At 36.6% G+C, this 14164-nt stretch carries 10 protein-coding genes and 1 pseudogene; 8 read left to right on the top strand and 3 right to left on the bottom strand.

All coding sequences use genetic code 11. From position 1 onward, the window contains the following. Positions 1–16: 16 nt before the first annotated feature. Entirely contained in the window at positions 17–778 is a 762-nt protein-coding gene (locus IPK35_09980; protein MBK8053577.1) for a hypothetical protein, read from the top strand. 312 nt (positions 779–1090) lie between these two features. Here the strand turns inward: IPK35_09980 and ddlA are convergent, their stop codons facing one another. Then, complete coding sequence (gene ddlA, locus IPK35_09975) at positions 1091–2188, bottom strand: D-alanine--D-alanine ligase (GenBank protein MBK8053576.1); 1098 nt, start codon at positions 2186–2188, stop codon at positions 1091–1093. 315 nt (positions 2189–2503) lie between these two features. Here ddlA and IPK35_09970 point away from each other — a divergent pair. The 3 genes and pseudogenes from IPK35_09970 to IPK35_09960 all read left to right on the top strand — a co-directional run bounded on the left by IPK35_09970 (position 2504) and on the right by IPK35_09960 (position 5835). Further along, a pseudogene (locus IPK35_09970) lies at positions 2504–3777 on the top strand (sigma-54-dependent Fis family transcriptional regulator). Between the two features lie 439 nt (positions 3778–4216). Beyond that, positions 4217–4954 carry a TIGR00730 family Rossman fold protein gene (locus tag IPK35_09965; GenBank protein MBK8053575.1) on the top strand — a complete coding sequence of 246 codons (738 nt, stop codon included), beginning with the start codon at positions 4217–4219 and terminating at the stop codon, positions 4952–4954. Positions 4955–5043: 89 nt separating this feature from the next. Then, on the top strand, positions 5044–5835 hold the full coding sequence (locus IPK35_09960; protein MBK8053574.1) for a queuosine precursor transporter: 792 nt from the start codon (positions 5044–5046) through the stop codon (positions 5833–5835). Positions 5836–6131: 296 nt separating this feature from the next. Here the strand turns inward: IPK35_09960 and IPK35_09955 are convergent, their stop codons facing one another. Continuing rightward, a complete protein-coding gene (locus IPK35_09955) occupies positions 6132–7307 on the bottom strand; it encodes an IS4 family transposase (GenBank protein ID MBK8053573.1) in 1176 nt (391 codons plus the stop codon). A gap of 368 nt (positions 7308–7675) precedes the next feature. Here IPK35_09955 and IPK35_09950 point away from each other — a divergent pair, with 368 nt between their 5' ends. Next, a complete protein-coding gene (locus IPK35_09950) occupies positions 7676–10777 on the top strand; it encodes a DUF4981 domain-containing protein (protein MBK8053572.1) in 3102 nt (1033 codons plus the stop codon). A 321-nt stretch (positions 10778–11098) separates the two neighbouring features. Then, on the top strand, positions 11099–11590 hold the full coding sequence (locus IPK35_09945) for a macro domain-containing protein (GenBank protein MBK8053571.1): 492 nt from the start codon (positions 11099–11101) through the stop codon (positions 11588–11590). Between the two features lie 39 nt (positions 11591–11629). On the opposite strand, the gene IPK35_09940 is transcribed toward IPK35_09945, so the two are convergent. Then, positions 11630–12943, bottom strand: a complete 1314-nt coding sequence (locus tag IPK35_09940) for a serine hydrolase (protein MBK8053570.1) — start codon at positions 12941–12943, stop codon at positions 11630–11632. A 267-nt stretch (positions 12944–13210) separates the two neighbouring features. Between IPK35_09940 and IPK35_09935 the strand changes: the two genes are divergently transcribed. Further along, positions 13211–13519, top strand: coding sequence for a hypothetical protein (locus tag IPK35_09935; GenBank protein ID MBK8053569.1), 309 nt, complete (start codon positions 13211–13213; stop codon positions 13517–13519). Then, on the top strand, positions 13474–14100 hold the full coding sequence (locus tag IPK35_09930; GenBank protein ID MBK8053568.1) for a nucleotidyl transferase AbiEii/AbiGii toxin family protein: 627 nt from the start codon (positions 13474–13476) through the stop codon (positions 14098–14100). The genes IPK35_09935 and IPK35_09930 overlap by 46 nt, the downstream gene beginning before the upstream one ends. Positions 14101–14164: the final 64 nt, after the last annotated feature.

Below are 14164 nucleotides of genomic sequence, written 5' to 3'. Positions count from 1 at the left end.
TTACGACTAATTTTGTATCATGTATTTTATAGAACAACTTAAATTCCGCAACGAAACTTTATTTTACTACGGCTTAGCTTGTTTATTTTTTGCTATCGCTTGTCTACTACTCACAAAATTGACTACTACTCAAGTTTATGGTGTCAATGCATGGTTTAAACCCTTTAAATTTGCTTTTTCTACCTTCTTATATGCATGGGCAATGGCTTGGTACTGTCATTATCTACCCAAGTTTAATATCGAAGTCTTCAACTGGTCCATTATAATTTTATTGGGTTTTGAAATCATTTATATATCGTGGCAAGCCAGCAAAGGACAAGAATCCCATTTCAATTTGAGTACGCCAATCTACGCCACCTTATTTTCTATGATGGCGATAGCTGCTTCGTTAGTGACCCTGTATACTGCTTACATTGCAATGCTGTTTTTCTCTGGGAAATTTCCAGAACTGCCCGACTATTATCTGTGGGCGATCCGACTGAGTCTGATCATTTTTGTGATCTTCTCCTTTCAGGGTTTTTTGATGGGAAGTAGATTGAGCCATACCGTGGGTTTGGTCAATGACAATTCCGATCTTTACATCGTAGGTTGGAGTAAGCTTGCAGGTGACCTTCGTATCGCACATTTTATAGGTATGCATGCATTGCAAGTCTTGCCAGTGGTCGCATATTATGTGCTCAAAGATCTGAAATTGACTGTTATGATCTCCATTTTGTATGGCTTATTGGCTGTTTTTACGTTGGTGCAGGCGTTGCAGGGAAAATCTTTGTTTAGATGAAATGATTAACTGCTTTTTCAACAATGTAACAAAAAAAAAAACCTGATATTTCTCTGCTGGCGCAAGTTTGCAACATGTGCCTATAACACTAATTATTACCCAAGACCCAGCTAAAAAAAAATTACCTACCTTTACATTAACTGCAACTACAATTGCAAAAATAAACAAAATATACTCCAACTTTACACAGAAATTTGTATCTTATTCTCCTATTTTTATTTTTACCTCGTTTTGAACTTATTCAACAATGAAAAGGTACCAGGGCACGAGTCACAAACTCGCGCCTGCTTGGGGGCATTACTTGTAAAAATCCTACCAACTGGTTTTGAGTTTTTTGACGGTTTTATGTCTGTCTATAGCCAGATCTATCAAACGATCGAGTAATTTAGGATAAGGCAATCCCGTAGCTTCCCAAAGTTTAGGATACATTGATATACTCGTAAAGCCCGGCATAGTATTGATTTCATTGATGACAATGGTGTTGTCAGGTTTCAGAAAAAAATCTACTCTTGAAAGACCCTCAGCTCCTATACATCTGAAAGCTTTGATAGCTGTCGTTTTTATCAGTGAAGCTACTTCAGGAGATATAGGGGCAGGAATCATCAGTTTTGCACCGGAGCTGCTGATGTACTTGGCATCATAAGAGTAGAACTGTTCTGTCGGCATGATGCCACCTATGACAGACCCTTCAGGAAATTCATTGCCTAATACGGCACATTCCACTTCTATCCCGGTGATAGCTTCTTCTACAAGCAATTTTCTATCATAAAGGAAGCCATCTTTCACAGCTGCCTTAAATTCTTCTTTGGTGGTGACTTTGTGCACTCCTACAGATGAACCCGCATTGGCAGGTTTGACAAATACCGGAGTACCAAGTTTTTTAATGATATCCTCATATCGCACCTTGCTTTTATTGCTGAGATCTATTACTTCAAAAGCAGCGATCGGGATATTGGCATCTCTCCAGAGCCTTTTAGCTATATCTTTATCCATGCCTACAGAAGACGCCATCAAGTCGACACCCACAAAAGGAACATTGACAGATCTAAACAGACCCTGAATAATTCCATCTTCACCATAGGCACCATGAATCACCGGGAATGCGACATCAATAACCTTAATTTTGCGGTTATTTTTTCTGTTGTAAAGGATGGTCTTTTTACCATTGGTGTCAAGAAATACTTTTGTATCAGAAGGTTTTAGGGTTATTTTTACATTATCATCAGCGTGAAGTAAAAAATCGTTGGTATCCTGAAGATGCCAAATGCCTTCCTTGTTGATGCCAATAACAGTAATGTCATATTTTTCAGAATCAAGGGACTGAACTACACTACGACCGGATCTCAGAGATATGGCGTGCTCCGGAGATTTGCCGCCTATAATGACAGCAAGATTCATTTTATTTTTCATTTTTTTTTCAGAATTTAAAATAATGCCCAAAGTTAAATGATTCACATAAATCAATAATACAAATTACAAAATAAATTAATATTTATAAAATTGATATAAAAAATATTACCTATTATTAAAAAAGATTATATATTTACACCCTGAAATTCAATGTCGTTTAGTTAAGGCATTTTTATGAAGTCTTTCCCTTGCAAGGGAAAGATTTAGATAGGGTAAAAACAAAGAAAAAATTCCTTATTTAAACGACATTGCCTTCAAACTATTATTTCAAATAGTATCCGATTTTATCATTTTTAAAATACAAATATATAACGTATGGCTAAGATTTTGATTGTGGACGATGACAAGAGTATCAGAAAGACACTAAAAGATATTTTGGAGTTTGAAAAATATGAAGTGGACGAAGCAGTTGATGGGCTGGATTGTATTGTCAAAATCAAGCAACAAAGTTATGATGTGATCATTCTGGATGTAAAAATGCCGCGAATGGATGGTATGGAAGCGATCGAAAAAATACAAAATTTGACGCCGGACACGCCTGTGGTTATGATATCAGGACATGGTAATATTGACACCGCTGTAGAAGCTGTAAAAAAAGGTGCCTTTGATTTTATACAAAAGCCACCCGATCTGAACAGACTTCTGATTACTTTACGTAATGCATTAGATAAATCCAGTCTTATAACTGAGAAAAAAGTCTTGCAAAAAAGGTGTACAAATCTAAGATTCAGGATATGATAGGCGAGTCTGCCAATATGGAACTGATCAAATCCACCATCGATAAAGTAGCTCCGACAGAAGCCAGAGTACTGATCACCGGTCAAAATGGTACTGGTAAGGAGTTGGTTGCCAGATGGATACATCAATTGAGTAGAAGGAAAGATTACCCCATAGTAGAAGTGAATTGTGCTGCTATACCTTCAGAATTAATTGAATCTGAATTGTTTGGGCATGAAAAAGGATCATTTACATCTGCAATAAAACAAAGGCTGGGTAAATGTGAACAAGCGCATGGAGGTACTTTGTTTCTTGATGAAATCGGCGACATGAGTCTTTCGGCACAGGCAAAGGTATTGCGCGCACTTCAGGAGAATAAGATTACCAGAGTTGGGGGAGAGAAAGATATCAATGTGGATGTACGTGTCATAGCAGCCACCAATAAAGATTTGAGAGCAGAGATAGCCAAAGGCAACTTCAGAGAAGACCTTTACCATAGGTTGGCTGTTATTATCATCAAAGTACCATCACTCAATGAACGTGTGGAAGATATTCCTGAATTAGTCAAATACTTCATTGGAATGGTTTGTGATGAATACAATATCGCTCACAAAAAAATAGAACCCCAGGCTTTAAAACTGCTTCAAAAAGTCAATTGGACAGGAAATATCAGGGAATTAAGAAATGTGGTTGAAAGACTTATCATACTTTCGGGTAGCTCTATCTCGGGGAATGATGTGGAGACTTTTGTTCAGTGTAATAATAGAACTAGCAATGCCATGTCATCTGTTTTTGATCAGTTTGACAACTTTAGCGCATTAAACAAATACCTTCGCGAGGAATTTGAGAAATATAAGGGAGAATTGGTTTAGTTCTTCATGTTCAAAAACTTAAACCTAAAAATCTAAAATGATAATCTATTACGACCTCCAAATACTTCAAAATCAGTCTCCGCCGCGGCGGATCACTTTTAGCTTCGCACCATAGTGGTGACTATGATTTGTCGCTAAAAGCGCTGATTTTCTTGTATTTGAAGCTCTCACTACGAATCTCATTTTAGATATTTAGGTTATACTTAAAGTAAATTTGATTTCAAAAATTTAGAATTTTAATTGACACATTTCCAATGAATTTAAATTAAAATTTTTCGCAATGTAATTTCTTTTGACTATAATACCTGCCTTTTGAAATGATCGGATCGCAGGTATTTTTTTTGATATTAATCGGTAGAGTGTTATCTTAATAATAGTAAATAGTAAATAACTTTTGAATTGAAGCACCCAGTAAATTATAAAGACAAACAAATTAATCATGAGTGAAAAAGAGTTGAAAGAAGCAGATGCCCATATACATCGCGAAATAAAGAAATGGAGTGAAATCAAGGGCGAAAACTCATGGACGATGTTCAAAGTTATCGCTGAATTGGTGGATGGCTTTGAGAGTTTAAATAAGTTGGATCCATGTATTTCTATTTTCGGCTCAGCCAGGACAAAACCTGATGATCCATATTACAAACTTGCAACAGATATTGCAGCAAAATGTACTGAAGAAGGATTTGGTGTGATCACAGGTGGAGGACCAGGAATTATGGAAGCAGCAAATAAGGGAGCCTATCTAAGTGGTGGACTTTCAGTGGGATTAAATATTGATCTTCCTTTTGAGCAGTTCAACAATCCATACATTGACCCATCAAAAATACTGCACCACAGATATTTTTTCGTCAGAAAAGTCATGTTCGTCAAGTATGCACAGGCCTTTGTAGTGTGTCCTGGTGGTTTTGGAACATTAGATGAGCTGTTTGAAGTACTCACTTTGATTCAGACCAATAAAATATCAATGGTACCTGTGATCCTGGTTGGAACAGAATATTGGTCAGGACTGAAGCAATGGATTCATGATGTGATGTTGTCACAAGCAAATAATATATCTTCCAAAGACTTAGATTTGCTGCCCATCACTGATGATCCTGATGAAGTGGTTTCAATTATTCGCAATTTTTATGATGGTTCTGACAGGATACATTCTATCAAACCAAATTATGAGTTGTAATCAGCTCAATATGGGGAGTAAAGATGTAGTTTAATTTTGCAAAAAAAAATATTTAATTTTGTAAATAGAATTATTATTCATAAGCGTTTATGGCAATACAAAGGATACTGCAAGACAAGGGGGTTTTTCTGTTTTTCCTGTTGACAGGTTTGTTTATTGGCAATACGTTGGTTGCTGAGTTTATAGGAGGCAAGATATTTTCTATGGAAAAACTCTTTGGCTTAGCTCCACTTAATATGAAGATTTTTGGTGTGGATGGCTTAGGATTTAATCTTACAGCAGGTGCTATTCTATGGCCTTTGGTTTTTGTGATGACTGACATTATAAATGAGTATTATGGCAGCAAAGCCGTGAAAACCTTATCTTTTCTCGCTATAGGGATAGTGTTTTATTCATTTATTATGGTCTATGGAGCTATTTGTTTGCCTCCAAACGATTGGTGGCAGTTCCAGAGTGGGCTGTCAGATGATCCAGCCAGAAATGTGAGTGACATGAGCATGATTTTTAATAAAGTAATGGGTCAGGGTCTTTGGATTATTGTTGGCTCAATGTTTGCATTTTTAGTAGGCCAGATTCTGGACGTATTTGTTTTTCAAAAAATCAAGTCTGCCACCGGAGATAAATACATTTGGCTTAGAGCCACAGGTTCAACATTGGTTTCGCAGCTTGTAGATAGTTATATAGTTCTTCTGATAGCTTTCTGGATAGGTTCTGATTGGGATATCACCAGAGTGCTTGCCATAGGTACTGTAAATTATATCTATAAGGGCAGTATGGCTATCATACTTACTCCGGTGTTGTATCTGAGTCATTTTATCATTGACAGATATATTGGTACAGATGAAGCAGAAAACATGAGAAAACAAGCCTTAAACCTGTGATCTGTTACTGACTATGTAACTTTGTGCAAGATCCGGACAATTTATGATTAAAAACTTTTTCCAGAAAACAAAAGGTATATCACATGGAGCGACCTGTCGATATTTTTAGCTGGTTCCGTCATTTTATAAAGTTTGATCTTTAAAAACCTATATTTTTTGTTTTTTAAAAAAACCATAAGCAGAGACATAAATTTTTTCACTATTAACCGACTTAAATTATAATTCATCAAATTTCACCTATAAACAACTGACTGTCAATGACCATTGTTTAAGACTTCCTTTAGTACCCCCATATTTTAAAAGATCGATAATTGAGGACAGGGTGATTTATTTTTTGTCTTTGTGGCTTTTACATAAGTTCTGCGGCTGTTTTCAACCATCCAGATTACATCTATGAGGCTTATCATATGGATCCTCACCAATGCTGCCACTGTAGAGAAGGCTTTTTTTGTTTCGGATTTTACTTTTAGTATCAGGAGTAGTAATTGTGCTATCAATGTGCACCATATTTGTGTCTTTATCCCGTTTTCTGTTTCTGAATAGAAAAAGTGCAATTGAAAATTTTGTTTCAATTTCTTGAACAGGAGCTCTATATTCCACCTGAGTTTATATATATAAGCTACTTCTTCTTTTTTTATTTCAAAGTTATTGGTGATAAACTCATATACCCTTCCTTTTTCGTCTTTGTACGTGACTTTCCTCAAACACAACGCTTTTTCTTCTCCGTTGTCCTTGTATTTAAGGTGTATGTGTTCTTCTTTCAAGACACCATATTCTGTGTCGTTCAGTTCTTTACAATATGTTTGTTCTATGATGTCATACACTGCATTTTTCTTCAATCTACATACAAAATTGATCTTCTTGCCTGTAAATTTAGCAAATTGGAGGTAATGGTTATAAGCCCTGTCAAACACCACCATACTATGCTCGGGAAGGTTTAGGTATTGAATAAAAGTTTTATCATGACATTTGGCTTCGCTGATCTTTACAAACGCAGGGGTATCAGCGTGTGCATCAATGAGCATATGGACTTTGAGCCCACCTTTCTTCCTGCCGTCATCCTTTGGATTGCGCCCCACACCTTTCATAATATCAGAAAATAGTCTAATGGTACTCGAATCAAAGATAAATAGGTCGCTGAATGATACATTATTAATGCGGCTGACCGACAAAATTGGCTTAAAATGTTGCAGAAGTTCAAAGTACAGCTTTTCAAAAAACACGTTGTCTCGTTCTCTCAATCCATCACCAGCAGTACTTCTGGCAGGTGACGATTTAAGTCCAAGATGATTTAATTTACCTTGCATTCCCATCATTCCATCACATATTTCACCCATAGAATCACATCTGCTAAATATTCCGAAAAGCATAGTGATCAGTTGCGTCCAAGCAGGGAATGACCTATAATGCTTATCTGTTTTGTGGGTTAGTGCTAATACTGCAAACTTATCTTTTGGTATAAAATCAATCAATTGTTTGAAAATTGGCTGACCGACTAATTTTTTGAGTTATCTTTGACTGTCATACTTAGTGTGTTTGGTAGCCAAAAGGTATGACAAAAGGGTTAATCTTTGAGGTTAACCCGCTTTTTTATTTTTTAAGTCGGTTAGTAGTGAAATTTTTTATAGTTTCCTGTTTTTCTTAAAATAATATCCAATGTCGTTTAGTTCAGACACCTTTATGAAGTCTCTCCTTTGTAAGGGAAAGATTTAGATAGGGTAAAAGGAAAAAAAAACTTCCTTATCTAATCGACGTTAAAATAAAATCATTATATTTGATGGTATTTCAGTATCAATAAGTAGTGTAACTGTATTTTATTTTTTCACTTACCAATACCTATATGAAGCGTTATTTTCTGTTTCTTATGTTTGTAAGCATCAAAGGCTTAGCTCAACTACCTGAATGGCAAAACCCTCAGCTCAATGAAATCAACAGGATGCCAATGCACACCAATTATTTCGCCTATGAGAGTAGGGAAAAGGCTGAGTCAGGCAATCGTGAAAGTTCAGATAATTATTTGTCATTGAATGGGTTATGGAAATTTCTTTGGGTTAGAAATGCTGATATGCGACCCGGAGATTATTTCAAAACCGACTATGATGATAGGTCATGGAAACAGCTGCCTGTTCCTGGCCTGTGGGAATTCAATGGATATGGTGACAAGGTGTACAAAAACATAGGTTATGCCTGGCACAATCAGTACAAAAATAATCCACCTATAGTACCGGAAGAAAACAACCACGTGGGGACGTACAGAAAGGTGGTAAAAATTCCTGCTACCTGGACAGGTCAGCAAATAATCGCCCATTTTGGATCAGTGACTTCCAATATGTATCTTTACATCAACGGCCAGTTTGTCGGTTATAGCGAAGATTCCAAATTGGAAGCAGAATTTGATGTCACAAGGTTTGTCAAGGCTGGCGAAAATATATTTGCTTTTCAGGTCTTTAGGTGGTGCGACGGGACATATCTTGAAGATCAGGATTTTGTCAGACTAAGTGGTGTCGGGAGAAGCTGTTATCTATACAAAAGGCCGATTGCTCATATCTCTGATGTAAAAATTAATGCTGATCTTGATGCTTCTTATACGGATGGTTTGCTTAGTGTTGATATTGATTTTTCTAAAGCATGTAAAAATGAAATAGTCAAATTATCGTTGATGGATTCAGATGGGAAAACAACCTTTACGCATTCCATTAATTATCAGAAAAAATCAGAAAGTGTTCAATATACCGTAAAAAATGTAAAGTCCTGGACCGCTGAAACACCTAACTTATATACTGTTGAAATCGCCCTCATGACGGGTGATAAGGTAGCTGAAGTGATCAGGCAAAAAGTAGGGTTCAGAAAAATAGAAATAAAAGGTGGCCGGATGCTGATCAACGGACAACCTATCTTGATCAAAGGCGTCAACCGTCATGAAATGGATCCGGTCACTGGATATGTCATGACAGAGTCAAGGATGATGCAGGACATCAGTCTGATGAAAAAATACAATATCAATGCTGTCAGAACTTGCCATTATCCAAATGAAGGGAGATGGTATGAGCTTTGTGATCGCTATGGTCTGTACGTAGTGGCAGAAGCAAATGTAGAGTCTCACGGTATTGGATACGGTGCAAATACATTGGCCGGAGTCCCGGAGTTTAAGTTGGCTCATTTACAGCGAAATGAGCGAAATATTCAAAAATACAGAAACCATCCGTCCGTTATCATCTGGTCCATGGGAAATGAAGCCGGATTTGGACAGAATTTTATAGACACATATCAGCTTATAAAAAAAATGGATAGTTCCAGGCCTGTTCAGTATGAAAGGGCTTGTGAAAATCAAAATGATATGCAATGGTCAGATATATATTGTCCGATGTACCTCAGTTATGAAGGCTGTGAAAACTATGCAAAATCAAATCCTGTAAAACCCCTGATCCAGTGCGAATACGCCCACGCTATGGGAAATTCTATGGGTGGTTTTAAAGAATATTGGGAACTAACAAGAAAATATCCTTCTTATCAGGGTGGTTTTATTTGGGACTTTGTAGATCAGTCTCCCAGACAGCAGCGACCTGATGGTCAATACCAATATTTTTATGGTGGTGATTGGAATGATTATGATGGTCATGATTTCAATTTTTGCAATAATGGTCTGTTTTCTCCTTCCAGATCTCCCAATCCACATGCCGATGAAGTGAAATTTTATTATCAGGATATTTGGATAAAACATAAAGGTGCTAATGAAATTGAAGTTTTTAATGAATATTTTTTTAAAACCCTTAACAACCATTATTTGCGGTGGGAGATCATATCTGAAGGAAGACTTATCGAATCAGGAGTTTTGGACAAACTTGAAGTTGAGCCACAAAAATACTCCGGTCTCACACTACCTTTTTCTATTCAATCAGACGGAAGAGAAAAATATCTGAATATCAGGATTTTGACAAAAAAAGCAGAAGACCTGAAAGAAGCAGACCACGAAGTGGCAAAGTTTCAGTTTTTGATAGATGAGGGTATGCCTGATACTTATAGAATGAAAAATGTAATTCAATCTGCAAACCTTGAAACAGAACTCCCGAAAGTCAGAGAAAACAGTATGATCACGCTTGAGGTATCGTCTTCGGTCTTTACTGTGGAATTTGACAGGGAGACCGGATTTATCCATAAATATCACATAGGAAACCAGCCAATCCTTGCAAAGGGCAGCAAAATTGTGCCTAATTTCTGGCGTGCCCCAACAGACAATGATTTTGGTGCAAACATCAATAACTCATACGCCATCTGGAAAAACCCTGAAATGAAGCTGAAAAACTTCAAATGGAGAAACATTGATGGATTGGCAGAAGTAGAGGCTCACTACGAGATACCGGATTCAGGGTCTAAGATGGAGTTGGTTTATCTGATAAATAATGTCGGCGAAATAAAAATTACTCAAAAGCTGATGGCGAATAAAGAAAAAAGTGTTGCCAATTTATTTCGGTTTGGGATGAAAATGCAATTAAATAAAGATTTGGATCAAATAGAATACTATGGAAAAGGTCCGGGCGAAAACTACTCGGACAGAAATACAGCCGCTTTTGTTGGGATTTATCATCAAAGTGTAGCAGACCAGTTTTATCCTTATATCAGACCACAGGAATCCGGAAATAAAACTGATGTCAGATGGTGGATAAATAAAAATATCACAGGCCAGGGAATCAAAATAATCAGTGACAAACCTCTTTCAATATCTGCTTTGGAGTATTCCATAGATGAACTTGACGAAGGCACAAAAAAACACAATCGCCATCCTGCAGATCTTCAAAAATCAGATGCTGTAAATTTAAATATTGATTTAATACAGGCAGGCCTTGGTTGTGAAGATAGCTGGGGCAGAATAGCTCAAAAGCAGTATCAGCTTCCATACAAAGATTATCAATATACATATTTTATAAAACCGTATGGATTTTAACCATGATCAAAATATGGATATGTTTATTTTTTTATTGCCTTAATATCAATGCGTTATTAATTTAAATATAAAAGTTTCCATCAATTAGTTCACCTAACTGCCTATAAATTAGTTGTCAGGAAGGCTAAATTCGTTTTTTATCTCCTGCATCATATTCTCTTAATTAGTTAATAAGACAAAATTTAACCAGACTCAAAGCTGAAAAGTAACGGTCTGATAATTCAAATCATATCTTCAGATGACAGAGGTCAGAATAATTACTATATTTTTTACATATTTTTGGATATAAATTAATTTTGATAATCCAAAAATAACAAAAGTATGATAAAAGAAGTCACAGGAGATATCCTACTTTCCGGGTCAAAAACAATAGCACACTGTATCGCTCCAATGGATCATTTTGACTCAGGTCTGGCACTAAGTTTGAGAGAAAACTATCCTTCGATGGTGAAGGGATTCAGAAATTACTGTCATACACATCATCCAAAGCCAGGAGAAATTTGGGTATGGGCCGGTGTAGGTGGTATCAGAATCATCAATCTTATGGCTCAGGAACCAGCACCATCAGAAAATTATAAAGGTCATCCGGGAAAAGCATCTTTGAGCAGTCTCGATAAAACATTAAAAGAACTGGTAAAGTACATCAAAAAAGAAAATTGTGAAAGCCTCGCCATCCCTAAATTAGCGACAGGTGTTGGTGGACTTGACTGGAAAGATGTGAGACAATCTATAATTAAACACCTTGACGGATTGGAGATACCTGTTTTTGTATATAGTAATTTTGTAAAAGGGTCAAAAGCTGAGGAAAAATAACCATTATTATATTTTGGTTTAACAGAGAATAATATAGCGTCAGTGCTTTATAAACTTAAGATTATGCAATCCACTTTTGGTTTTTAAAAAAGCAAAATATAAGCCACTTTTTATATTTTCGACGTTAATACTAATGTTGCTGCCGTAATATTCATTTTGAAGGATTTGTTTTCCCGCAATATCAAAAATTGCAATAGAAACCATATCCTGATCAACTTCATCTTTAACTATTTGTAAGATTTGCGAGACTGGATTTTCGATAAGCTTAAAAGCTGTAGATTTATGTATTGAAGGCTTATCCAGAGATGAAGTACAGGACAGATTATTGATATATTTCCAGATATCATTATTAAATAGAAATGGGACTAAAGCGCTATCAGGATTGTCGCCCATGCGGATCATGACTATTTTTTGTGAAGGAATGACATTGATAAACTGTCCGTTTTTGCCCAAAGCAGAAAACATATCATTCGGTGCATTTGGGTGTAGGCTTCCCGGGATTTTTATTTGGGCGCCAGGCACCATATAGCTGTTTTTGCCATTGAGCCACCAGAGATAGCCGTAAGATAAATTGATGTTTTGGGAGGTATTGACCATAGCATCATAGTATTGCTGATCGGTGAGTACAGAGGTTTTGTCCCAAATTCCCTTATTGAGGATAAGCAGACCAAATCTGGCCATACTTCTGGCTGTGCTGAAATAGACATTATTATATCCTTGTTTGACAAAGAGACCATCCATGCCTGTCACAGGCTTTATGTTTTGATTCAAATACAGATTGAGTGACTTACCTGTTGCTTTTTCTATGACACCGTCGAGCAGTGTATATGGACCATTATGGTACGCCCATCGGTTGCCGGCATCTGCTTTATATTTCAGGCATGAACTCAATGTGCAGAAAGGATCAGCCACACCATCATCCAAGCCGCTACTCATAGTCAACTGGTGGCGTATTGTGATTTTATCTTCCTGCTCCGGTGTACAACTTGTCCAACCTTTACCAAGATATTTGGATGAGGGTTCAGATATTTTTAAGAGGTTCTCCTGTTGTGCTATACCTACAAGGGGTGCAGTCAGTGTTTTTCCGGCGGATGCCCAATACCAGTTTGAAGACACGGTATGCCCGTTCATGTATTTTTCAAGGACTATTTTCCCGTCTTTGAGCAAAATGAAAGCCTTGGTATCGTTGGACTCAAGAAAACGATATAAACTGTCGATTTTCGTCTGACACCAGCCCAAAGTTGAAGGGTCTGTTGTGCTCCATGTCTGAGCGTTGTTGGGCGGAAAGTAGGTTTGTGATAAAACAACACTGCTACATAAAAGACAAAAAAGTGAGAAAAATACAGTTTTCATATATTATAAAATATTACTTCAGTATTAGACTCATTTCTGAGCCAAAGGTTTAAAATATTGGTGTGTATAACAAACTGCACAAATTCAAATTTATTCCTCGCTACCCTCATTCCCTTAATGGGCGACCCGCCCAATTCAACCACATTTTTACCGTTTATAAAAAAGAACACTGAAAAAGTGCAATTGGTTATACACACAAAATATTGCAACTATAAATAAAATTATTCATAATATCTTATCTTTGTGGAGAAATAATACAAAAGATGTATGTCTCAGAAAGTAAAAGAAAAACCAGTCTTCAATAAAAGGATTTTTTGGGATGTCGATTTCGAAAAACTTGATTATGACAAACGTGCCGCCTTTGTCATTGAAAGAGTGTTTGAAAGGGGCGATGTTCCTGATATTCGCAATTGCAGGCGATATTATGGAGATGAAAAGATCACTGATGTGTTGTTGAATGAAAAATTTTTACCACTCACTAGAATTTATTTGGCTAGTGCCGTTATTGATAGACCCATTGAAGATTTCAGATGTTACACCTTGAGACAGTTGAACCCGGAACTTTTTCCATACTAAAAGAACTAATGACATTGTCAACACTACAAGACTTTAGCCTTGTAGGCGGTACTGCTTTATCATTAAAATATGGACATAGAATTTCAGTAGATTTAGACCTTTTTACAAACTCAAAGTTTGATAATATTGTAATCATTGAACAATTAAAATCTCATTTTGGATCTACGGTAGTCATTGAACAAAAACCTCCAAAATTTGGCATCTTCTGCTATATCGATAATATCAAAGTTGATATCGTCAGGTTTCCGCACCCACTGATCAGACCTATCGTAGAAGAAGATGGAGTCAGGATGTATAGTCTGGAAGATATCGTTGCCATGAAGGTGCAAGCCATTCTGGGCAGAGCAAAAAAGAAGGATTTTTGGGATATTGCCGAATTACTACAACATTATTCAGTGGCTCAGTTTGAATCCTTTCATAAAGAAAAATACAGCACTCAAAATTTATTAATCACCGTACCACAGGCCATAGTTTATTTTGACGATGCCGAGGACAGCGAAGAACCTGTAAGTTTGAAAGGCCAGACTTGGAAAAAAGTAAAAAAAGCAATCAGTACTAAAGTAAGAAATCATTTGACCTAATACGTTCCTATTTATCGCTTACGTATAGTCCGCCAGCTCCACGATCAGCAAATTTTCCTATACC

This window comes from Saprospiraceae bacterium (assembly GCA_016713025.1).
Lineage (GTDB): Bacteria > Bacteroidota > Bacteroidia > Chitinophagales > Saprospiraceae > OLB9.
Note: the sequence above shows the minus strand (reverse complement) of the source record. Positions and strands in the feature narration are given on the sequence as shown.